Consider the following 21,120-nt stretch of genomic DNA (forward strand, 5'->3'; position numbering starts at 1 on the left):
TTCCGCCCACGCCCATGTCCGACATCCCTTCCTTCCTGACCGGCGACCTGCAGGCGCAACTGCAGGCCGCGGCCCGCGACGCCCAGGCCCGTGCCTACGCGCCCTATTCACGCTTCCAGGTCGGCGCCGCCGTGCTCGACGAGCAGGGCCGCATCCATGCGGGCTGCAACGTCGAGAACGCGGCCTATCCCGAAGGCACCTGTGCCGAAGCCGGCGCGATCGCCGCGATGGTGCTGGCCGGTGGCACGCGCGTGCGGGCCGTGCTGGTGCTGGGCGAGGGCGCAGCGCCGGTCACGCCCTGCGGCGGCTGCCGCCAGAAGCTGCGCGAGTTCGCCGACGCCGCGACGCCGGTGCTGGTGGCCGACCGCCAGCGCCTGCGCGCGCACTTCACCCTGTCCGAACTGCTGCCCGCCAGCTTCGGCCCCGACCACCTGGCGCGGCCCGACGCCTGAACGCGCGCCCTCTTCCCAACTCAAGGATTCCATGACCCCGCCACTCGACCCGGGCACCGCCGCGCGCATCGCGCTGGCCTGCCTCGACCTCACCAGCCTCAACGACGCCGACACCGAGGCCGACATCGAACGCCTCTGCACTCGCGCGCAGGGGCCGCACGGCCACGTGGCCGCGGTCTGCGTCTGGCCGCGCTTCGTGGCACAGGCGCGGCGCCTGCTGCCCGAGACCATCGCCGTGGCGGCGGTGGCCAACTTCCCGGCCGGCGGCACCGACACCGCGCGCGCGGTCGAGGACACGCGGGCCATCGTCGCGGCCGGCGGCAACGAGGTCGACGTCGTGCTGCCCTACGCCGCGCTGCGCGCGGGCGACGAGACCGCCGTGCGCGCGCTGCTGGACGCGGTGCGCGCGGCCGCGCCCTCGCTCACGCTGAAGGTGATCCTCGAGACCGGGGCGCTGGTCGACGAGGCGCTGATCGCCCGCGCCTCGGTGCTGTCGATCGCGGCCGGCGCCGACTTCCTCAAGACCAGCACCGGCAAGACGCCGGTGAGCGCCACGCCGGCGGCCGCCCAGGCGATGCTGGCCTGCATCGCCTCGACGCCCGCGGCGCGCGCGGTCGGCTTCAAGGCCTCGGGCGGCGTGCGCACCGTGGCCGACGCCGCGAGCTACATCGCGCTGCAGTCGCAGCTGCTGGGCCCCGAGAGCCTGGTGCCGCGGCGCTTCCGGATCGGCGCCAGCAGCCTGCTCGACGACATCGAGGCCGTGCTGGACGGCCGCGGCAGCGCGGCGATGCCGAAGGGCGGCTACTGATGGGTGCGCAGGCCACCCCGCCACCCGCGCTGGCGCAGGAGATCATCCGCGGCAAGCGCGACGGCCAGGCGCTGGCGCAGGCCGAGATCGAGGCCTTCGTCCAGGGCCTGGTCGATGCCTCGTGGAGCGAATCGCAGGCCGCGGCGCTGGCGATGGCGATCTACCTCAACGGCATGACGCCGGCCGAGACCATCGCGCTGACGCACGCGATGGCGCGTTCGGGCGAGATGCTGAGCTGGGCCGACGCGCAGCTGCCCGGGCCGATCCTCGACAAGCATTCCACCGGCGGCGTGGGCGACAAGGTCAGCCTGCCGCTGGCGCCGATCGTCGCGGCCTGCGGCGGCTACGTGCCGATGATCTCGGGGCGCGGCCTGGGCCACACGGGCGGCACGCTGGACAAGCTCGACAGCATCCCGGGCTACCGCAGCACGCCGCCGGTCGAGCAGCTGCGCGCGGCCCTGCAATCGGCCGGCTGCGCGATCGTCGGCCAGACGGCCAGGCTGGCGCCGGCCGATCGCACGCTCTACGCGATCCGCGACGTGACCGCGACGGTCGAGTCGCTGCCGCTGATCACCGCCAGCATCCTCTCGAAGAAGCTGGCGGCCGGCCTGCACGGGCTGGTGATGGACGTGAAGACCGGCAACGGCGCCTTCGCCGCCGAACGCGCGCAGGCCCAGGCACTCGCGCAGTCGCTGGTCGGCGTGGCGCAGGGCGCGGGCCTGCCGACGCGGGCCTGGATCACCGACATGAACCAGGTGCTGGGCCACAGCTGCGGCAACGCGCTGGAAGTGCACGAGGCCGTGGCCCTGCTGCGCGGCGAGCCCTGCGAGCCGCGCCTGCTGGAGATCACGCGCATGCTGGGCGCGGAGATGCTGCTGCTCGGCCGGCTCGCGTCAAGCACCGACGAGGCGCTCGCGCGCATCGACGCCGCGCTGGCCAGCGGCCAGGCGCTGGAGCGCTTCGCGCGCATGGTGAGCGCGCTCGGCGGCCCGGCCGACTTCGTCGATCGGCCTGCGCATTACCTGCCTGCCGCGCCCGAGCAGGCGGTGGTGCGGGCCGCGCACGATGGCTGGGTGGCGCGCATGCACACGCGCGAGATCGGCCTGCGGGTGATCGACCTCGGCGGCGGCCGGCGCCAGTCTTTGGACCGCGTCGATCCGCGCGTCGGCTTCTCCGAGATCGCGCCGATCGGCCGCCAGGTCGCGCGCGGCGAAGTGCTGGCGCGCGTGCACGCGGCCACGCCCGACGCGGCCCAGGCGGCCGCGGCCGCGCTCGCCCGGCTGATCGAGGTCGACGAGGCGCCGGTGGCACCGCGGCCCGTGATGCTCCAGCGTTCGGCGGACTGAGGCCATGGCACGCGCATTGGTGATCGTGCTCGACTCGCTGGGCCTGGGCGCCACGCCGGACGCGCCGGACTTCGGCGACAGCGGCGCGAACACGCTGGGCCACATCGCGCGGTGGTGCGCCGATGCCGGCCGGCCGCTGCGGCTGCCGACCTTGTCGAGGCTCGGCTTTCCGCAGGCCGCCCACGCCGCGAGCGGGCAGTGGCCGGCCGGCCTGGCCGTGCACCCGTCCCCCGAAGGGGCCTTCGGTGCCGCCTGCGAACGCAGCCGCGGCAAGGACACGCCCAGCGGCCACTGGGAGCTCATGGGCTGCCCGGTCGAATTCGACTGGGGCTATTTCCCGGCGCCGGCCGAAGCCGGAGCCCCGGTGTTCCCGGCCGACCTGATGCTGCGCTGGTACCGGGCCTGCGGCCTCGAGGGCAGCCTCTGCAACGGGCATGCGAGCGGCACCGAGGTGCTCGCGACCTTCGGCGATGCGCACGTCGCCACCGGCCTGCCGATCTGCTACACGAGCAGCGACAGCGTGTTCCAGGTCGCGGCCCACGAACAGCACTTCGGGCGCGAGCGCCTCTACCGGATCTGCGAGCTCGCCAAGCCGCTGTTCGACGAGCTCGGCATCGCCCGCGTGATCGCGCGTCCTTTCGAGGGCGCCTCGGGCCATTACCGCCGCACGGGCGGGCGCCACGACTACACCACGCCGCCGCCCGGCCCGACGCTGTTGGACGTGCTGGCGGCGGCGGGCCGCGAGGTGCATGGCGTCGGCAAGATCCGCGACATCTTCGCCGGCCGCGGCGTCACGCACCACCACCCGGCCGACGGCAACGCCGCGCTGTGCGAGGCGACGCTGGAGGCGCTCGAGGCCTGCGCCGAGGGCGGGCTGGTGTTCACCAACCTGGTGGACTTCGACATGCTCTACGGCCACCGGCGCGACGTGGCCGGCTACGCCGATGCGCTCGAGGCCTTCGATGCCTTCCTGCCGCGGCTGCTGGCAAGGCTGCAGCCCGGCGACCTGCTGGCCCTGACCGCCGACCATGGCTGCGACCCGACCTGGCCCGGCAGCGACCACACGCGCGAGCAGGTGCCGCTGATCTTCTGCGGTGCGTCCGTGCCGCGGGCCCTGGAACTCGGGCAGCGGGACAGCTTCGCCGACCTGGGCCAGACCGTCGCGGCGCACCTGGCGGTGCCGGCGCTGGCCGCGGGCCGGCGCTGCTGGTAGGGCATGCCGGTCCCCGCATCGCGGGCGACGCGAGTATCCTCCTCCCTGTGGTCCACCGAAGCGCTCTTCCAGCGCCGCGCTCTCGCGAGGTGGGCCGAGCCTGGAGGCCGCATGAAATTCGTGATCATTCCCGAGCAGCGAAATCGTTGGTCATGGGAGCTCCGCAATGCAGAGGGCGTGGCGCTTTCCAGAAGCGTCGGCAGCTACAGCGAACGCATCCAGGTCGAGCACGCGATCCAGGCGCTGCGGCGCGGGGTGGCCAACGCACGCGTGCTGGGGCCGACCGGCGCGAGTCTCGACGAACTGGCGGGACGGTCGGCATCGAACGAAAAGGCATCCAGGTGAATTCTCCATGCGCGTAGCCGTTTCCCTCGACGCCACCGGCCGCTGGCGTTGGGAGCTGCACAGCCCCGACGGGCTGGGCCTGGCGGAGAGCTGCGGCACTTTCGCCACCTATTCGCTCGCGGTGCTCAATGCCGACGCGGTCTGCCGCTGCATCCCCGATGCCCCGGTCGAGGTCGAGGTCCCGCCGGCCCCGATCGCCACCGGCCCGAATGCCCGCATGACCCAGGCCTTCGCGCAGGTCTGCGGCGCGCTGAGGACGCGCGGACTCGATGCGGCGCTGGAAGTGCTCAACCGGCCGCTGGGCCATCGCTACAGCGCGGTCTACGCGATGGCCGATGCGCAGCGGCTGGTGAACGTCGGCTTCTTCGACAAGCACGGCGAAGCCCTTCCGTCGAACCTGCAGTCGGTGGCCTACAACCAGAGCTTCTGCCAGTTCGCGATCCGCGACGGTCAGTTCCGAACCGAGAACTCCGCCCACGACACGCGGCTGGACGGGAACGTCTACCAGGGCGTGCTGAACTCGTACCACGCGGTGCCGCTGGTCTCGATGCAGGGCCAGGTGCTCGGCACCCTCTGCCACTTCGACACGGCCGCGCTGGCGCTGGCCGACGAGGACTTCGAACTGCTGCAGCTGGTGGCCGAGGTGTTGGTGCATTGGCTGCCGAGGCCGTCCCTGGCCGTGGCCACGACGATGCCCCTGACGCCAACCACCGGCTCGGCCCCAGGCTGAGGCAGGCGCGCCTTCAACGGCCGGCCTCGAGCGGCCGGCCCGTGATGCGCTCCACCGCCCGCCGGCTGGCGTTGCGCGAAGCTGGCGTCAGGCCCGGGTCCTGCGCGCTGCGCACCAGGGACGCCAAGGCGACATTCGGCGCACGCGAATAGCGGTAGCTCAGGATGTTGGCGGCCACGGCACCGTCCTCCTGCCCGGTCTGGCCGAAGAAGTAGCCCAGGTTGATCCAGGCACTGGCGCGCCGGGGCGCGAGGGTGAGCGTCGTGACGAGTTTCTGCGCGCCCTCGGCCAGTTGGCCGCGCATCAGCAAGGCATAGCCGAAGTTGTTGACCGCCTCTTCGTTCCCGCCGTCGGCGTCCGCGGCCTGGCGGAACAATTCCGTGGCCTCGTCGAGCCTGTTCGCCCGGAACCTGGACAGCCCCTGGTCGTTGAGCGCCCTCGACCACGCGCGGTCCACGGGCCTGACGGGCTTGGGCAGGGCTTCCAGCCGAAGGACGGCACGCTCGGCGGCCTCGAGGTCGCCGCTGAGCGCGCCGTTGAGCGCCGCATCGATCCAGTCCGTGGGTGCCATCGCGCGTGCCGCCGGCGGTGCCGATGGTGCCGATGCGGACGGCGGCGCGGGCGGCGACGGTGGCCGCAGCGGCTCCGATGGCGGCGCCGCGGGTGCGCGCAGTTCGGCCGCGGAAAACGCGCTGCATTGGAGCGCCTCGACCGTGTTGCGCTCGACCGTCAACGCGAGGGCGTCCGGGTCCTTGGTGTGCAGCTTCGGCCCCACCACGTCGACCACGCGCCGGATCACGCCTTGGCGGTACACCGGGTCCTGGCAGGATTTCAGGCGCAGGTAGTGCACCGAACCGCCCGCGACCTGCTTGGCGACCTGCTGCAGGGCGGCCTTGATGAAGACCTCCATGTAGCCGCCGCTCTTCTTCGCCTCCCCTTCCGCATTGGCCGCCAGGACCTGGACCGGTATGCAGACCACGGCCCACATCATCAGGACGGCCGTGCGTTGGAAGCAGCGTGTGTGCATGATCGCCCCTTGGTTTGAACCAAAGTATTCATCATGTCCGCGCAAAATGCCAGCGTGTGCCGTGCAGCAGGCCCTGTCCGGAGGGCCGCTGCCGGAGCCGCTTCACCGCGGGCACGGCAGGCGCTCCCCACCCCGGCTCATCGCCGCGGCCGCAGCAGAGGCCTGAAGAAGAGAAGGCCCAGCACCGGCCCAGGCAGCAGCAGCCATGCCACGGCGTCGCCCATGCGGTGGAGGTTCGAGGTCACGAGCGTGATCGACAGCACGGTGACGAAGAAGCCCACGCTGTTCTGGATCGCCAGGGCGCTGCCGACGGCATGCGGCGGGCAGGCGCTGGCGGCGATCGCGGAGAACTGGGCCGAGTCTGCGATCACGGCGAAGCCCCAGACCAGCAAGGCCAGCACGCAGAGGGCCAGGCCGGCCCGGCTGGCGAAGGGGTAGAGCAGGCACATCGCGCCCGAAGCCGCCAGGGCGGCGGCCGCGACCCGCGGGCTGCCGAAGCGCCGGCTCAGGCCGCCGGCCAGGATGCAGCCGAGCGCGCCGACCGCGATGATCGCGAACGACAGCAAGGACACCAGGCGCGGCTGGAACGCGGCCGAGACCCCGGAACGTTCGACCGCGCGCATGACCAGGAAAGGCACCACGGTCCAGAAGGCATACAGCTCCCACATGTGTCCGAAATAGCCGAACGCGCTGGCGCGGAAGGCGCGGTCCTTGAAGACCGCGAGCGCCTCGCCCCAGCGCGCCGCGCGCGGGCCGGACGGCAGCTTCGCATTCAGGTAGGGCCCGTCGCCGAGCAGGAAGACCGCGGCCGCGCCGGCCAGCGCCAGGAAGGAGGAGCTCAGGATCACGCCCTGCCACGACAGGTCGCCCCCGGCCGCGCGGATCGCATGCGGCAGCGCGGTGCCGAGCGTCAGCATGGCCACCAGCAGGCCCAGCGTGGCGCCGGCGTTGCCGCGGCTCCAGGTGATCACCATCTTCATGCCCAGCGGATAGATGCCCGCCAGGCACACGCCCACGGCCATCCGCAGCGCCAGGCCCTGGCCGAAGCCCACCGGCACCAGCGCGAAGGCCGCGTTCAGGGCCGCGCCGAACACGCTGGAGACGGCGAAGATCCGGCTCGCGGAGAAGCGGTCGGCCAGGCCCGACATCGCGAGCAGGAGGGTGCCGGCGATGAAGCCGATCTGCACCGCGCTGGTGAGCTGGCCGAAGGCGGCCGGCGTCAGCGACCAGGCGCGCATCAGGTCGTCGGCCGCGCTGTTCGGGCTGAACCACAGCGAGGTGCCGAACAGCTGCGCCACCACGATGGTGGCCACCGGCCAGCGCCCGAGCCCCTTCACTCGGCCTCGAAGCGCTGGGCGCGCCAGGCGAGCGCGGCCTGCAGGCCCTTGTCGCGCGCGATGTCCATGAAGGTCACCTTGTCCGGCGAGCCATGCGACTCGATCGAGTGGTCGATGTCCAGCGCGGTGGCCAGCGCCGATTCCAGGCCCTGGATGTCATAGGTGCGCTGGATCGCCTTCTTGGTCTGCTGCACGAGCTCGGGGTCCATCTTCGCGATGTTGCGCGCGACCTTCATTGCCGTCTCGAGCTGCTGGCCCACCGGCACCACCTCGCTGACCAGTCCCATCTGCATGGCCAGCGCCGCGCCGACCTTGTCCTGGCCGCTCAGGATGATGCGCTTGGCGTGCTTGGGCGAGGTGATCCAGGGCAGCAGCATGGTCACGATGCCGGCGCCGAAGCGCAGTTCGGGCTCGCCGAAGGTGGCGTCCTCGGCGGCGATCGTGATGTCGCAGGCCAGCGCCATCTCGAAGGCGCCCGCCACGCAGGGCCCGTGCACCGCGGCGATGGTCGGCTTGGGGCTGCGCCAGAAGCGCATCGTGGTGTGGAAGTCGAGGTCCAGGATCTCGCGCCAGACCTGCGAACCCTTGGGGTTGCGGGCCATCTGGTCCTTGAGATCGAAGCCCGACGAGAAGCCCTTGCCGGCGCCGCTGAGCACGATGGCGCGCACCTCGGGCTGCGCCTCCGCAATGTTCATGGCCGCATCGATCTCCATCAGCATCGTCTTGGACAGCGCGTTCAGCCGCTCGGGCCTGAACAGCTGGATGTGGGCCACGCCGTCGGCGACCTCGAAGCGGATCGTCTGGTAGGCGCTTGTTTCTTGCATGGGGTGACTCCAGGTGGGTGAAGGGTGCCGCGCGATCAGCGCGACCAGGCCGCCAGGGGCGGCAGGCTGTCGGTGCGCAGCAGCGTTTGCAGTTGGCTGCGGTCGATCTTGCCGGTGCGGCCGGTGGGCAGCTCAGTGCCGACATAGCAGACGTCGGGATGCTTGTACTTCTCGAGCCTGTCCGCCAGCTCGGCCCGCAGCGCCGATGCATCGATCGTCGCGCCGGCTTCCGCGACCAGCAGCGCATGGATGCGCTGCCCGAGCACCGGATCGGGAACGCCCGCGACCAGCGCGGCACCGACCCCGGCGCAGGCGCACAGCGCGCGCTCGACCTCGATCGGCGTGATCTTGTTGCCGCCGCGCACGATGAGTTCCTTGAGCCGTCCCACGATGCTGACGAAGCCCTCGGCGTCGCGGGCCGCGAGGTCGCCGGTGCGGAACCAGCCTTCGGCGAAGGCGGCCCGGCTCAGTTCCGGATCGCCCAGGTAGCCGGCCATGATGTAGGGCGTCTGCAGCTGCAGCTCGCCCGAAGCGCCGTCGGCGCATGCCGCGCCCGCGTCGTTCACGATGCGGCAGCGCACGCCCGGTGCCGGACGGCCGATGGTGGCCGGATGGCCGGGGTAGTCGCGCGGCGCGAGCACGAAGTCGCTGGTCGAGGTCTCGGTCAGGCCGTAGATGTCGTAGAGCCCCGCGGGCGCGATGAAGGCCCGCAGCCGGGCCGACAGCTCCGGCCCCAGCGGCTCGCCGCCGATCACCACGTCGCGCAGGCGGGCCGCGGCGCGGATGCGTGCGGCCGCGGCATCGAGTTCGGCCGGCGACATCGCACCGAAGGTGGCGCGCACCATGGTCGGCACCACGCCCACGCGCGTCACGCCTTCGTCGACCAGCAGGTCGACGAACAGCGGCGGGCTGAAGCGCGCGCAGGTCACGACCTTGCCGCCCTGCATCAGCGTGAGCAGCGCCATCCAGATGCCGAAGCTGAAGGTGTTGTTCAGCACCAGCAGCGTCACCTCGTCGGCGCCCAGCCCCAGCAGGCGCTGGTTCTGTTCGAGCTTGCCGGCGAAGGCCTCGTGGCTCAGCACCACGCCTTTGGGCAGGCCGGTGGAACCCGAGGTGAAGATAACCAGGGCCGCGCCCGCGAGCAGCGCGCGGTCGGCGGCCTCGTGCGGTGCCGGCGCGTCCATCGGCCGGATGCAGGCCTCGAGCGCGCCGTCTTCGAGCAGGTCGGCGTGGAAGCGGCACCGGGCCTTGGCCTGGATCGCATCGACCACGCCCGCGGGCGAGCTGCGATGGACCGGCACGGCCACGGCCGAGGCCATCCAGACGCCCAGCAGGCAGGCGAAGTCCAACGGATGGTTCGACGACTTCACCATCACGGTGTCGTCCGCGGCGACGCCCGCGGCCACCAGCCGCTCGGCGACCGCGCTGGCGCGCGCCCACAACTGGTCGTAGCTGAGTTCCAGGCCTTCGCCGCTGAGCGCGGTGCGCCCGGCGTTTGCGCGCACCGCGCGTTCGAGGGAGAGTGTGAGGAGCCGATGTGTCATGGGGGAGCCGTTCGGAAGGTGGAGCGCCGTCGCATGGGCAGCATCAGTTCACGTCGACCAGCACGCGGCCGCGGAGCTGGCCGCTCAGCATGTCGGTCGCGGCCGCCTTCACCCCGGCCAGCGGGACGGTCTTGCCGGTGATCGTCTCCAGAACGTCCATCGGCAGCACCTCGACGATGCGCTCCCAGGCCGGCAGCCGGGCCGGCGTCGGCCGCATCACCGAATCGACGCCGACCAGGTTCACGCCGCGCAGGATGAAGGGCATGACGCTGGTGGGCAGGTCGGCGCCGCCGGCGAGGCCGCAGGCGGCCACCACGCCGCCGTAGTTCATCTCGGCCAGCACCCGCGCCAGCACCTTCGAACCCACGGTGTCGACGGCGGCCGACCAGCGCTGGGTTTCCAGCGCGCGCGGCGGGTCCGACCACTCGGGGCCGTTCGCGATGGCGCTCGCGCCCAGGCCCTTCACGTACGCTTCCTTGGCCGGATTCCCGGTGAGCGCGGTCACCGCATAGCCCAGCCGGCTCAGGATGGCCGTGGCCACGCTGCCGACGCCGCCGGCCGCGCCGGTCACCAGCACCGGGCCCGAGGCCGGCGTCACGCCCGCGGCCTCGAGCGCATCGATGCACAGCATCGCGGTGAAGCCCGCCGTGCCGATCATCATCGCCTGCCGGGTCGTGAGGCCCCGCGGCAGGGGCACCAGCCACTCGCTGCGCACGCGCTGGTACTGGCTGTAGCCGCCCCAGTATTTCTCGCCCACGCTCCAGCCCGTGAGCACGACCTGCGTGCCCGCCGGCAAGGCCGGGTTGGCCGACTCGACGACCGTGCCGGCGAAGTCGATGCCGGGGACCAGCGGCCAGGTGCGCACGATCTTGCCCTGGCCGGTGACGGCCAGCGCGTCCTTGTAGTTGAGCGTGGAGAAGTCGATCTTCACCAGCGTGTCGAGCGCCGGCAGCGCGGCGAAGTCCAGGTCTTCGACCTCGGCGCGGGTCGCCTTGCCCTCCTCGCGCAGGACGAGGGCTTTGAACGATGCATTGGACATGGGGATTTCCTTTTTTTCGGGGAGAAGTGGTGCCCGGCCTTCGCCGGGCGAAGCTCAGACGTGGGGATACAGGAGCAGCATCCCGCCCATCACGGTGACCATGGCAAAGAAGATGATCAGCGTGAAGCCCATGACGCGCCCCATGCCGACGCCGGCGATGGCGAGCAGCGGGATCACCCACATGGGCTGGATCATGTCGGCGGCGCCTTCGCCCAGCGCGACCGCGATCGCGATCGAGGCCTGCGGCACGCCCAGCTGCACTGCGGCGGGCACGGCAAACGGCGCCTGGACCACCCAGTGGCCGCCGGCGCTGGGCACGAAGACGCTGATGATCAGCGAGGAGACGAAGGTCCAGAACGGCAGGGTCTGCGGCGACGCGTGGTGCACGAAGGCCTGCGACATCACGTCGGCCAGGCCGGTGGCCGACATGATCCCCATGATGCCGCCGTAGAGCGGGAACTGGATCAGGATCGGGCCCGCGATGCGCGCGGCGTTGTTGACCGCACCGAGGTAGGCCTTGGGCTTCCAGTGCAGCAGCATGCCCAGCAGCAGGAAGATCAGCACCAGCATGTTGAGGTCCAGCTTGAAGGTGCCGGCCAGCACCTTGGTCGCGATGTAGGCGCCGCCGACCCCCACGATCGTCAGGTTGATCAGCCAGGCATGGTCGAGCCAGCCGGCGATGGTCCGGGGGGCCGCGGGCTCGACCTGCACCGTGTCCTCGCGCATCAGCTTCGCCGGATCGGCCGCGACCATGTCCTTCGCGCTCGGCATCATCAGCCGGAAGATCACCGGCAGCGCGAGGCCCAGCACGATCAGCGGCACGTAGTTCAGCGGCGACAGCAGGAAGGCCTTCATGGGCAGGATCTGCCCGGTGTGCTGTTCGATGATGTTCATCGGCGAACCGGCGCTGGCGCTCACCAGCGCGATCGAGCTCGAGATGCCGCAGACATAGAAGGACCAGCCGGCGTACGCCGCCGCGACCAGCCAGGCGAAGTCGACGCGCACCCGCTTGGCGACTTCCCGCGCGAACAGCGCCGAGATCACCAGGCCCACGGCCCAGTTCAGCAGCCCGCCGACCATGGAGACGAAGAAGGTGAGCGTCATCGCGCCGGTGGGCGTGGTCGCGAAGGACGCCGTCCGGGTGAGCAGGCGCGCCACCGGTTTCGAGGTCGACAGCGCATGGCCGGTCACCAGCGTCAGGGCGACCAGGAAGGCGAAGCTGGCGATCTTGAAGACGCCGTCGTACCAGCCGCCCAGGACGGTGTCGACCCCGCCCTTGGGCGCGATCGCGAACGCCAGCACGCAGGTGAAGGCGGTGAGCAGCACCGCGATGACGAACGGATCGGGCATCACGCGCTCGACCAGCCGCACGCAGAGCCTGCTGAGTTTCTGAACCAATGTGCCGCCGATGGCGGGCTCCGCCTGAACGAGCGGGATCTCGACCCCCGGGTGATGCATGCGATGTCTCCAGTTTTGGGTGGCTGGCCTGACGAAGCGGATGCTTTGCCCGCTTCACTAGTTGACCAGTCGTCTAGTTATAGGATTCACGCCGACGCCCGTCAACACAAAACTGCAGAAGCAGGGTTTGCACCGAGAAGCGCCGGAAATCTCAATAGTTGACTAGTCGGCTACCGACCTCTAAAGTCAAGCCGGACTTTCCCGCGACAGGCCCGTGCCCGCCGCGGCCCCGCACTTCCCGAGGCCTCCATGCAAGCATCCCCTCCCAAACGCGATTCGGCCAAGAAAGAGATGCTGGTGCGGATCGGTGTCGCCGTCTTCACCGAGAAGGGCTTCCACAACACGCCGATCGACGAACTCGTGGCGCAGGCCGGCGTGCCCAAGGGCTCCTTCGCCTATTACTTCGGCAACAAGGACGCCTACACGCTCACGGTCATCCAGAGCTACGCCGAATACTTCAACAAGAAGCTCGACCGCTGCCTGGGCAACGAGGCGCTCGGTCCCATCGACCGCATCAAGGCCTTCGCCGACGAAGCCACCGCCGGCATGGAACGCTTCGCCTTCCGGCGGGGCTGCCTGGTCGGCAACCTGGGCCAGGAATTGGGCGCGCTGGACGAGACCTTCCGCACCGCCCTGCTGAGCGCGCTGGTCGGCTGGCAGACACGCATCGAGGCCTGTCTCGAAGAGGCCAAGAAAGCCGGCGAACTGGCGCCGGAGGCCGACGCCGCAGCGCTCGCGAAGCTGTTCTGGTACGCGTGGGAAGGCGCGGTGCTGGGCGCGAAGCTGGAGAAATCCCGCGCGCCGCTGGATGGCGTGAGCGCGGCCTTCATCGGCCACCTGCGTTCGCTTGCGCCCATTCGCCGCGGCTGAAGCCGCACGGAACAGCCGCGGGCGCGGCGCTCCTCACGCCGCACCGGCGGCTCGGCCTCAGCCCGCGGCCGCCTGGCTCGGCGCGCCGTCGACCAGGCGCCAGAGCTGCAGCGGGTTGGCGGTCTGCACCGCCTCGGGGCGCAGCGCGTCGGGGAGGTCCTGGTAGCAGACCGGACGCAGGAAGCGGTCGATCGCGCTGGCACCTACCGAGGTGTACATGGCGTTCGAGGTCGCAGGGAACGGGCCGCCGTGGACCATTGCATGGCACACCTCGACACCGGTCGGGAAACCGTTGGCCAGGATGCGTCCGCATTTGCGCTCGAGCACCGGCAGCAGCGCGCGGGCCGCGTCATGGTCCGCATCGTCCAGCAGCAGGGTCGCGGTGAGCTGGCCTTCGAGCCGCCCGGCCACCTGCACCAGCTCGTCGATGCTGCGCGCCTTCACGATCACGGACGCAGGCCCGAACATCTCCGACTGCAGCGCCTCGCTCTGCAGCAACTGCTGCGCGTCGGTCACGTAGAGCGCGGCCTGCGCGGCATGGGCCTGGTCGCCCGCCCCGGCGCCCAGGCCCACGGGTGCACCCGCTTCGGCCTGCACCTGCGCGCGCGCGCTTTCGTAGGCCGCGTGGATGCCGGCGGTCAGCATCGTCTGTGCAGGCTTCGCACCCAGGGCTGCGGCCGCGGCGTCCACGAAGCGCGCCAGGTCCGGGCCGTCGATGGCGAGCACCAGGCCGGGGTTGGTGCAGAACTGGCCTGCGCCCAGTGCCAGCGAATCGACAAAGCCCTGGGCCAGCGCCTGCGTGCGCGACGCGAGCGCATGCGGCAGCACGAAGACCGGGTTGATGCTGCTCATCTCCGCATAGACCGGGATCGGCTCGTGGCGGCTGTTGGCCGTGCGCACCAGCGCGAGCCCGCCCTGGCGCGAGCCGGTGAAGCCCACCGCCTTGATCTCGGGATGCGCGACCAGCGCTTCGCCGATCTCGCGGCCGGCGCCGATCAGCAGCGAGAACACGCCCTCGGGCATGCCCTGCTGCCGCGCGGCCTTCTGGATCGCGCGCCCCACCATTTCGGAGGTGCCCAGGTGCGCGCTGTGCGCCTTGACGATCACCGGCGCGCCCGCGGCCAGCGCCGAGGCCGTGTCGCCGCCCGCCACGGAGAAGGCCAGCGGGAAGTTGCTCGCGCCGAACACCGCCACCGGCCCGAGCGGGATCTTGGCCAGGCGGAGGTCGGCGCGCGGCAGTGGCTGGCGCTGGGGCTGCGCGGGGTCGATGACGGCGCCCAGGAAATGTCCGTCGCGGACCACCTGCGCGAACAGGCGCAGCTGGCCCGTGGTGCGGCCGCGCTCGCCGGTCAGCCGCGCGAGCGGCAGGCCGCTTTCGGCATGGGCACGCTCGAGCAGCGCATCGTCCAGCGCCATGATCTCGTCGGCGATCGCCTCGAGGAAGGCCGCGCGCCGTTCCAGCGGCAGGCCCCGGTAGGCGTCGAACGCGTCGGCCGCCAGGGTCGCGGCGCGGTCCACGTCCTCGCGGGTGCCGAAGCCGAATTCCGGCTCGGCGATGGGGGCGTTCAGCGCGGGGTTGAAAGCGCGCTGCGCGCCGGCCAGGCCGCGCACTGCGGCGTGACCGATCAGCATGTCTCCGGTGATTTGCATGTCAGGACTCCGTTGGATGAAACAGGGGTGGGGAAAGAAAAGCTCAGTCGTCCAGCGGCAGGCCGCTGCGGTCCTTGGCCACGCCCACGGCCACGATGGACACCAGCGCACAGGCACCGAGGAAGATCACCACCGGCACGTAGCTGCCACTGAAGTAGGCGATCAGCGCCGTGGCGATCAGGGGCATCGGGCCGCCGACCAGCGCGGCACCGATCTGGTAACCCAGCGACATGCCGGTGTAGCGGATCGCCGGCGGGAAGGCCTCGGCCAGCAGCGTGCCGATCATGGCGCCGTAGCTGGCCCAGATCACGCCCAGGCCCACGCCGACAGCCAGCGCGGCGGCCCCCACCGACTTCTGGTCCAGCAGCCAGAAGTACGGGAAGATCCACAGCAGGAAGGCCACGCTGCCGCCGATGAAGACCTTCTTGCGGCCGATCCGGTCCGACAGGTGACCGAAGAACAGCATGCAGGGGAAGGCGAGCAGCGCACACACCAGCACGATGTTGAGGATCGTCGAGCGCGCGAAGCCGTGGTCCATCATGTAGGAGATGGTGAAGGTGGCGTAGAGGAAGAAGGTCGAGGTCTCGACCACCTTGGCGCCGATGGCGATCAGCACTTCGCGCCAGTGATGCTGCAGCGTCTCCTTGAGCGGAATGCGGGCGCTGCTGCGCGTGGCCTGGATCTTCTTGAACGAAGGCGTCTCGCCCACGGCATTGCGGATCCACATGCCGACCATCACCAGCACGATCGAGCCCACGAAGGGGATGCGCCAGCCCCACGCCAGGAAGGCTTCCTCGCTCATGCTCGCGCTCAGCAGCGAGGTGATGATGTTGCCCAGCGCGAGCCCCAGCACGGCGCCGGTCTGCGGCACGGCGCCATAGAAGCCGCGCTTGTGGCGCGGCGAGTACTCCACCGCCAGCAGCACGCCGCCGCCCCACTCGCCGCCCAGCGCCAGGCCCTGCATCAGGCGCAGCAGGGTCAGCAGCACGGGCGCCAGCAGGCCGATCTGCGCGTAGTTGGGCAGGAGTCCCATCAGCACCGTCGACACGCCCATCATCGAGAGCGTCATCGCCAGCGTCTTCTTGCGCCCGATGCGGTCGCCGATGTGCGAGAAGATCACGCCGCCGATCGGGCGGATCAGGAAGGCCAGCGCGAAGGTGGCCAGCGCCATCATCTGGCTCACCAGCGCGTTGTCGCTGGGGAAGAACTGCTTGGCGAAGATGATGGACGACATCGTTCCGTAGAGGAAGTAGTCGTACCACTCGATGGTGCTGCCCACGGCGCTGCCGAGCAGCGCGCGCCGGCGCTCGGCCTCGGGGACCAGGGTTTCCTTGTCGTGGGCGGCTGTGCCCAGGTTGTCGAGAGGGGTGCTGCTCATGTCTCCACCGTCAATTCATTGTTTGGCTGTTGCTGCCGATGCGGTTCATCGGTCGAAGAAAAGCCCGCCGGCCGCCGCGAAGCGAACGCGGCGGGCGGGCATGGGGGCGTGGGATGCGGGAGGCCGGTTACATGGACTGGCGCAGCATCTCGACGTAGTCGGCGGCGCTGGCGTCGCGCGGGTTGGTGCGGTGGCTGTGGTCGGCCAGCGCGCCCTGCACGATCTGCGCGAACATGTCCTCAGTCACGCCCAGTTCCGACAGGCCCGTGGGCAGGTTCAGCGCCCGCGACTTGGTGACCAGCGCCTCTTCCACCGAGACCGATGCGGACAGGCCCATCACTTGCGACAGGCGTGCGATCTTGTCCTCGCGCACCACCGATTCGGCGCCGCGGTTGAAGCGGATCACCGCCGGCAGCAGGATCGCGTTGAGCGTGCCGTGGTGCAGCCGGGGGTTGATGCCGCCCAGCGAATGGCTCAGGCTGTGCACGCAGCCCAGCCCCTTCTGGAAGGCCAGTGCGCCCTGCAGCGACGCGCTCATCATGTTCAGGCGCGCGTCGATGTCGGTGGGATTGCCGACCGCCACTTCGATGTGGCGCCAGGCGCGCCACAGGCCGTCGAGCGCAATGCCGTCCGCGGGCGGATTGAAGGCCGGCGCGAGGAAGGTCTCGATGCAGTGCGCGATCGCGTCCATGCCCGTGGCGGCGGTCAGTCCGGCCGGCAGCGCCAGCGTGAGTTCCGGATCGCAGATCGCGACCTTGGGGATCACATGCGGCGAGATGATGCCGACCTTGCGCCCGTCGTCGAGGATGATGATCGCGCCGCGCCCCACTTCGCTGCCGGTGCCGGCCGTCGTCGGGACCGCAATGATGGGCAGCGTGGCCGCCGTGATCTTGAGCGCGCCACCTTCGATCAGCGCGAACTGGCGCAGCGGGCCGTCGTGGCGCGCAGCCACGGCCACGGCCTTGGCCAGGTCGATCGAGGAGCCGCCGCCCACGGCCACGATGCCGTTGCAATCGGCGTGCAGGAGGGCTTCCACGCCGGCGCGCACCGCCGACTCGGACGGGTTGGGAGGGGTGCCATCGAACACCGCCGGCTCCGACTGGCCCAGCGCCGCGATCACGCGGTCGACGATGCCGACGGCGCGCACGCCCTTGTCGGTGACGATCAAAGGTTTGGTAATACCCAGCCTGTCGCAAACCTCTTTGAGCTCGACCAGGGATCCGGCGCCGAAGCGGATCTCGGTGACGTAGTTAATCAATGCCATGTTTCCTCTGTCTGCACAAACGCTTCACTTGCGTGGAAAGCCGCGAGTCTAGGAACGAAAGGCGCCTGGGTACACTGACAGCTTTCCATAGCGATATAGCTTTTACTCATAGTGGACAGCACTCCCAGCCTGAATTCCGTGATGTCGCGGCTGCACGCCAAGCAGCTTCGGCTGCTGATCGCGGTCGAGGAAAGCGGCTCCCTGCTGGGCGCCGCCGACAAGGTCGGCCTGACGCAACCGGGTGCGAGCAAGGCGCTGCGCGAACTGGAGGCGACCCTGAGCGTGGCGCTGTTCAAGCGCACCAACCGGGGCCTGATTCCGACCGAGGCCGGCCACTGCGCGCTGCGCTTCGCGCGGCTCATCCAGTCCGACATCGACAAGCTGCGCTTCGAGCTGGAAGCCATCGCCAGCGGCGCCGGCGGACACCTGGCGATCGGCACCATCATGGGCGCGGCCCCGCTGCTGTCCGACGCGGTGTCCGGCCTGCTCAAGCAGCAGCCCCACATGTCGGTGGAGATCGTGGAGGACACGAGCGAGACGCTGCTGGGCCTGATCGAGCGCGGGCGGCTCGACGCGGCGATCTGCCGCTCTTCGGTGAGCCGCAACCCGGGCCTCTACGAGGCGCTGTTCGTAAAGGACGAAACGCTGTCGGTGATCGCCAATGTGCGCCATCCGGCCATGGGCGCCGAGGCGGTCGAACTCCGGCAACTCCAGGACAGCCGCTGGGTGGTCTACCGTGCCCACATGCCCATGCGCCGCCTGCTCGAGCGCGAGTTCCACGAAGCGCAGCTCAACTTTCCGCAGCACCTGATCGAGACCACCTCGGCGTTGACCACCCTCACCCTGCTGGGGCGCAACACCGACCTGGTGGCGCTGGTCTCGGACGACGTCGCCAACTACTTCTGCCACAACGGCCTGGTGGGGACCTTGGCACTCAAGCTGCGGTCGCGCAGCGAGCCCTATGAGCTGGTGCTGAGAAAAGGCGCACCGAGAAGCCCGGCGCTGGCGCTGCTGATGGACGCGCTAAAGCCGGGTTCCAGCGCGCGGGCCGGTCGAAGCTCGCCGCAGTAGCGGGGCCCCGCCGCGGCAAGGCCGGCACCACAACCCGATTGCGGCCCGGGCGCACGCACCCGCTTCCCGGCGCTGCGCCGGATGGCAAGCCCTGCACGCCCCGCTGCGCACGGTCCTGATGTGCGCCCCTCAAAATCCATCACCGAACTTCTTCGATTCATTTGAAGACGACGAAACCGTAGGTGAATGCACCTACTTTCATTTTTGACGTACGTACCTCAATATTCAGCCATGCCATTGGAATCCGATCTCTCCAGCCCACGCGCCACCCTGAGCGACGTGGCGCGCGAGGCGCAAGTCAGCCTCGCCACGGCCGACCGCGTCATCAACAAGCGGCCGGGGGTGCATGCGCGCTCGATCGCCCGGGTCCAGGAAGCCATCGACCGCCTGAACTACCGGCCCGACCCCGCGGCGGCCCGGCTGGCGCGCACGCAACTGCACCGCGTGTGTTTCGTGCTGCCCTCGGGCAACAACAGCTTCGTGGAAGTGCTGCGCGACCAGGTCGTCGAGAACGGGGCCTGGATGGCCGATCACCGCGTGACGGCGCGCACGCTGGAGGTGGATGTGTTCGAGCCCCAGCGACTCGCGGCCCTGATCCTCTCGCTGGAAGACCAGTGCGAGACGGCCGTCATCATGGCGCTCGACCATCCGCTGGTGCAGCACGCCATCGACCACCTGGTGGCGTGCGGCAAGGGCGTGATCACGCTGGTCTCGGACGTGCCCCGCTCGCAGCGGCAGCACTTCGTGGGCATCGACAACGTGGCCGCGGGCCGCACCGCGGCCACGCTGCTGGGCCGCTTCGCCGGCCGGGTGCGCGGCGACATCGGCGTCATCGTGGGCAGCCTGTCGCTGCGCGACCATGCGGAGCGCAGCTTCGGCTTCAGCCAGGTGATGGGCGCCGAGTTCGCCCCCTTGCGGGTGCTGCCGCCGCTCGAAGGCAAGGACGACCCGCGGCTCACGCAGCGGCTCACGGCCCGGCTGCTGGCCGAGCATCCGCAGCTGCGCGGCATCTACAGCGTGGGCGCGGGCAACCCCGGCATCTCGGCCGCGCTCCAGGCCGCCGGCAAGGCCCGCGAGATCGTGTTCGTGGGCCACGAGCTCACGCCGGCGGCGCGCGCCGACCTGCTCGACGGAACCATGGACGCGGTGATCAACCAGGACGCGGGCCACGAGATCCGCTCGGCCTTGCGCCTGGCCATCGCGCGTGTCACGCACGAGCCGGTGCATGCGGACCAGGAACGCATCCGCATCGACATCTACCTCAAGGACAACCTGCCGTGATCACGCTGGGCATCGACCTCGGCACCTCCAGCGTCAAGGCGCTGCTGCTGGACGACGAGCACCCGCTCGCGGTCGCGAGCGCGCCGCTGCAGGTCAGCCGCCCGCACCCGGGCTGGTCGGAGCAGGATCCGGCGCAGTGGTGGCAGGCGACCTGCGACTGCCTCGATGCGCTGCGCGCGGGGCACCCGCGCGCGCTCGCCGCGGTGCGCGGCATCGGCCTGTCGGGCCAGATGCATGGCGCGACCCTGCTCGATGCGAACGACGAGGTGCTGCGCCCCTGCATCCTGTGGGACGACGGCCGCAGCGCCGCCCATTGCGAGGCGCTCGAAGCGCCGGCGCTGCAGCTGCGCGCACGCACCGGCAACCCCGCGATGCCGGGCTTCACCGCGCCCAAGCTGCTGTGGCTGCGCGAACACGAGCCGCACCACGCCGACCGCATCGCCAAGGTGCTGCTGCCCAAGGCCTGGTTGCGCTGGAAGCTCACCGGCGAGTTCGCGGAAGACATGTCCGACGCCTCGGGCACGCTCTGGCTGGACGTCGGGCAACGGCGCTGGTCTCCCGAACTGCTGGCCGCCTGCGGCCTGGACGCCTCGCAGATGCCGCGCCTGGTCGAAGGCACCGAGCGCAGCGGTGAACTGCGCCCCGAATGGGTGGCCCGCTGGGGCTTCGACCGCGCGCCGGTCATGGCCGGCGGCGCGGGCGACAACGCGGCCGGCGCGATCGGCGTGGGCGCGGTGGCTGCCGGCGACGCCTTCGTCTCGCTCGGCACCTCGGGCGTGCTGTGGGCCACCACCGCGGGCTTCGCGCCGGCACCCGAGCGCGCGGTGCATGCCTTCTGCCATGCGCTGCCCCGGACCTGGCACCAGATGGGCGTGCTGCTCTCGGCGGCCTCCTGCCTGTCGTGGTGGGCCGGCATCCAGCAGGTGAGCGAGGAAGCGCTGCTGCGCGAACTCGACGCCTCGCCACCGGGCGACCCGGCCTGCTGGTTCGCGCCCTACTTGTCGGGCGAACGCACGCCGCACAACGACGTGGCGCTGCGCGCGGGCTTCCTGCAACTGTCGGCAGCGACCGACCGGCCCGCGATGACGCGCGCCCTGCTCGAGGGCGTGGCCTTCGCCTTACGCGACGCGCGCGATGCACTGGCGGCCGCCGGCACGGTGCTCACGCAGGCCGACCTGATCGGCGGCGGGGCCCGCTCGACGACCTGGAACCAGATCCTGGCCGACGTGCTCGACCTGCCGCTGCACCAGGCGGCCGGTTCCCAGCACGGCTGCGCGCTCGGCGCGGCCCGGCTGGCCCGCGCGGCCGCCGACGGCGAGCGGCTCTTCGCCAAGCCGCCGCGGCTGCGCAGCTTCGAGCCCGATGGCGCGCGCGCACGCCGCTACGACGCGATGCATGCGCGCTGGCAGCAGCTCTACGGCCTGCTCCGGCACGCCCCTTCGGCCCACGCCCTCTCCACCGCTTCCTCCTGACCGACCTGGAC

General features: G+C 70.8%; 19 protein-coding genes. 10 read left to right on the forward strand and 9 right to left on the reverse strand.

The window, feature by feature from the left end; all coding sequences use genetic code 11:
• Nucleotides 1-14 precede the first annotated feature (14 nt).
• The 6 genes from A9977_RS05120 (at nt 15) to A9977_RS05145 (ending at nt 4,894) form a co-directional block, all read left to right on the forward strand.
• Nucleotides 15-452, forward strand: a complete 438-nt coding sequence (locus tag A9977_RS05120; RefSeq protein ID WP_183023810.1) for a cytidine deaminase — start codon at nt 15-17, stop codon at nt 450-452.
• A 31-nt stretch (nt 453-483) separates the two neighbouring features.
• Nucleotides 484-1,260 carry a deoxyribose-phosphate aldolase gene (deoC, locus tag A9977_RS05125; protein WP_183023811.1) on the forward strand — a complete coding sequence of 259 codons (777 nt, stop codon included), beginning with the start codon at nt 484-486 and terminating at the stop codon, nt 1,258-1,260.
• Nucleotides 1,260-2,606 carry a thymidine phosphorylase gene (gene deoA / locus A9977_RS05130; protein ID WP_183023812.1) on the forward strand — a complete coding sequence of 449 codons (1,347 nt, stop codon included), beginning with the start codon at nt 1,260-1,262 and terminating at the stop codon, nt 2,604-2,606. The genes deoC and deoA overlap by 1 nt, the downstream gene beginning before the upstream one ends.
• 4 nt (nt 2,607-2,610) lie before the next feature.
• Nucleotides 2,611-3,819: a phosphopentomutase gene (locus tag A9977_RS05135; RefSeq protein ID WP_183023813.1), complete on the forward strand. Its 1,209-nt coding sequence runs from the start codon at nt 2,611-2,613 to the stop codon at nt 3,817-3,819.
• A 111-nt stretch (nt 3,820-3,930) separates the two neighbouring features.
• On the forward strand, nt 3,931-4,164 hold the full coding sequence (locus A9977_RS05140; RefSeq protein ID WP_183023814.1) for a hypothetical protein: 234 nt from the start codon (nt 3,931-3,933) through the stop codon (nt 4,162-4,164).
• A gap of 7 nt (nt 4,165-4,171) precedes the next feature.
• Nucleotides 4,172-4,894 (forward strand): GAF domain-containing protein, encoded by a 723-nt coding sequence (locus A9977_RS05145; RefSeq protein ID WP_183023815.1) that lies wholly within the window; start codon nt 4,172-4,174, stop codon nt 4,892-4,894.
• 13 nt (nt 4,895-4,907) lie between these two features.
• On the opposite strand, the gene A9977_RS05150 is transcribed toward A9977_RS05145, so the two are convergent.
• From A9977_RS05150 to A9977_RS05175, 6 genes are all read right to left on the reverse strand, one after another.
• On the reverse strand, nt 4,908-5,921 hold the full coding sequence (locus tag A9977_RS05150; protein WP_183023816.1) for a M48 family metallopeptidase: 1,014 nt from the start codon (nt 5,919-5,921) through the stop codon (nt 4,908-4,910).
• A gap of 137 nt (nt 5,922-6,058) precedes the next feature.
• Complete coding sequence (locus A9977_RS05155; RefSeq protein ID WP_310936088.1) at nt 6,059-7,258, reverse strand: MFS transporter; 1,200 nt, start codon at nt 7,256-7,258, stop codon at nt 6,059-6,061.
• Nucleotides 7,255-8,082, reverse strand: a complete 828-nt coding sequence (locus A9977_RS05160; protein WP_183023817.1) for an enoyl-CoA hydratase/isomerase family protein — start codon at nt 8,080-8,082, stop codon at nt 7,255-7,257. The genes A9977_RS05155 and A9977_RS05160 overlap by 4 nt, the downstream gene beginning before the upstream one ends.
• 35 nt (nt 8,083-8,117) lie before the next feature.
• A complete protein-coding gene (locus A9977_RS05165; protein ID WP_183023818.1) occupies nt 8,118-9,626 on the reverse strand; it encodes a class I adenylate-forming enzyme family protein in 1,509 nt (502 codons plus the stop codon).
• 43 nt (nt 9,627-9,669) lie between these two features.
• Complete coding sequence (locus tag A9977_RS05170; RefSeq protein WP_183023819.1) at nt 9,670-10,665, reverse strand: MDR family oxidoreductase; 996 nt, start codon at nt 10,663-10,665, stop codon at nt 9,670-9,672.
• A gap of 54 nt (nt 10,666-10,719) precedes the next feature.
• Nucleotides 10,720-12,123: a TIGR00366 family protein gene (locus A9977_RS05175; RefSeq protein ID WP_183023820.1), complete on the reverse strand. Its 1,404-nt coding sequence runs from the start codon at nt 12,121-12,123 to the stop codon at nt 10,720-10,722.
• A gap of 249 nt (nt 12,124-12,372) precedes the next feature.
• Here A9977_RS05175 and A9977_RS05180 point away from each other — a divergent pair, with 249 nt between their 5' ends.
• A complete protein-coding gene (locus tag A9977_RS05180; protein ID WP_183023821.1) occupies nt 12,373-12,993 on the forward strand; it encodes a TetR/AcrR family transcriptional regulator in 621 nt (206 codons plus the stop codon).
• Nucleotides 12,994-13,050: 57 nt separating this feature from the next.
• Here the strand turns inward: A9977_RS05180 and A9977_RS05185 are convergent, their stop codons facing one another.
• The 3 genes from A9977_RS05185 to A9977_RS05195 all read right to left on the reverse strand — a co-directional run bounded on the left by A9977_RS05185 (nt 13,051) and on the right by A9977_RS05195 (nt 17,285).
• Entirely contained in the window at nt 13,051-14,643 is a 1,593-nt protein-coding gene (locus A9977_RS05185) for an aldehyde dehydrogenase (NADP(+)) (RefSeq protein ID WP_183023822.1), read from the reverse strand.
• Nucleotides 14,644-14,686: 43 nt separating this feature from the next.
• A complete protein-coding gene (locus A9977_RS05190) occupies nt 14,687-16,021 on the reverse strand; it encodes an MFS transporter (protein ID WP_183023823.1) in 1,335 nt (444 codons plus the stop codon).
• Between the two features lie 127 nt (nt 16,022-16,148).
• A complete protein-coding gene (locus tag A9977_RS05195) occupies nt 16,149-17,285 on the reverse strand; it encodes an iron-containing alcohol dehydrogenase (protein ID WP_183023824.1) in 1,137 nt (378 codons plus the stop codon).
• A 141-nt stretch (nt 17,286-17,426) separates the two neighbouring features.
• Here A9977_RS05195 and A9977_RS05200 point away from each other — a divergent pair, with 141 nt between their 5' ends.
• The 3 genes from A9977_RS05200 to xylB all read left to right on the forward strand — a co-directional run bounded on the left by A9977_RS05200 (nt 17,427) and on the right by xylB (nt 21,109).
• A complete protein-coding gene (locus A9977_RS05200; RefSeq protein WP_183023825.1) occupies nt 17,427-18,356 on the forward strand; it encodes a LysR family transcriptional regulator in 930 nt (309 codons plus the stop codon).
• A gap of 231 nt (nt 18,357-18,587) precedes the next feature.
• The gene (locus tag A9977_RS05205; RefSeq protein ID WP_183023826.1) at nt 18,588-19,637 is read left to right on the forward strand and encodes a LacI family DNA-binding transcriptional regulator; all 1,050 of its coding nucleotides are present in this window, start codon (nt 18,588-18,590) and stop codon (nt 19,635-19,637) included.
• A complete protein-coding gene (gene xylB, locus A9977_RS05210) occupies nt 19,634-21,109 on the forward strand; it encodes a xylulokinase (protein WP_310936089.1) in 1,476 nt (491 codons plus the stop codon). Before A9977_RS05205 ends, xylB begins: the two co-directional genes overlap by 4 nt.
• Nucleotides 21,110-21,120: the final 11 nt, after the last annotated feature.

Origin of the sequence: Variovorax sp. UMC13 (genome assembly GCF_014170375.1) — a bacterium.
Taxonomy (GTDB): domain Bacteria; phylum Pseudomonadota; class Gammaproteobacteria; order Burkholderiales; family Burkholderiaceae_C; genus Variovorax.

What these genes read in the sequence shown, in the direction of transcription:
- A9977_RS05195 (WP_183023824.1), bottom strand. Translation starts at nt 17,285, where the DNA reads ATGGCATTGATTAACTACGTCACCGAGATCCGCTTCGGCGCCGGATCC.
- A9977_RS05170 (WP_183023819.1), bottom strand. Translation starts at nt 10,665, where the DNA reads ATGTCCAATGCATCGTTCAAAGCCCTCGTCCTGCGCGAGGAGGGCAAG.
- A9977_RS05150 (WP_183023816.1), bottom strand. Translation starts at nt 5,921, where the DNA reads ATGCACACACGCTGCTTCCAACGCACGGCCGTCCTGATGATGTGGGCC.
- A9977_RS05120 (WP_183023810.1), top strand. Translation starts at nt 15, where the DNA reads ATGTCCGACATCCCTTCCTTCCTGACCGGCGACCTGCAGGCGCAACTG.
- A9977_RS05175 (WP_183023820.1), bottom strand. Translation starts at nt 12,123, where the DNA reads ATGCATCACCCGGGGGTCGAGATCCCGCTCGTTCAGGCGGAGCCCGCC.
- A9977_RS05205 (WP_183023826.1), top strand. Translation starts at nt 18,588, where the DNA reads ATGCCATTGGAATCCGATCTCTCCAGCCCACGCGCCACCCTGAGCGAC.
- A9977_RS05140 (WP_183023814.1), top strand. Translation starts at nt 3,931, where the DNA reads ATGAAATTCGTGATCATTCCCGAGCAGCGAAATCGTTGGTCATGGGAG.
- A9977_RS05145 (WP_183023815.1), top strand. Translation starts at nt 4,172, where the DNA reads ATGCGCGTAGCCGTTTCCCTCGACGCCACCGGCCGCTGGCGTTGGGAG.
- A9977_RS05185 (WP_183023822.1), bottom strand. Translation starts at nt 14,643, where the DNA reads ATGCAAATCACCGGAGACATGCTGATCGGTCACGCCGCAGTGCGCGGC.
- A9977_RS05135 (WP_183023813.1), top strand. Translation starts at nt 2,611, where the DNA reads ATGGCACGCGCATTGGTGATCGTGCTCGACTCGCTGGGCCTGGGCGCC.
- deoC (WP_183023811.1), top strand. Translation starts at nt 484, where the DNA reads ATGACCCCGCCACTCGACCCGGGCACCGCCGCGCGCATCGCGCTGGCC.
- A9977_RS05165 (WP_183023818.1), bottom strand. Translation starts at nt 9,626, where the DNA reads ATGACACATCGGCTCCTCACACTCTCCCTCGAACGCGCGGTGCGCGCA.
- A9977_RS05180 (WP_183023821.1), top strand. Translation starts at nt 12,373, where the DNA reads ATGCAAGCATCCCCTCCCAAACGCGATTCGGCCAAGAAAGAGATGCTG.
- A9977_RS05190 (WP_183023823.1), bottom strand. Translation starts at nt 16,021, where the DNA reads ATGAGCAGCACCCCTCTCGACAACCTGGGCACAGCCGCCCACGACAAG.
- A9977_RS05160 (WP_183023817.1), bottom strand. Translation starts at nt 8,082, where the DNA reads ATGCAAGAAACAAGCGCCTACCAGACGATCCGCTTCGAGGTCGCCGAC.
- deoA (WP_183023812.1), top strand. Translation starts at nt 1,260, where the DNA reads ATGGGTGCGCAGGCCACCCCGCCACCCGCGCTGGCGCAGGAGATCATC.
- A9977_RS05200 (WP_183023825.1), top strand. Translation starts at nt 17,427, where the DNA reads ATGTCGCGGCTGCACGCCAAGCAGCTTCGGCTGCTGATCGCGGTCGAG.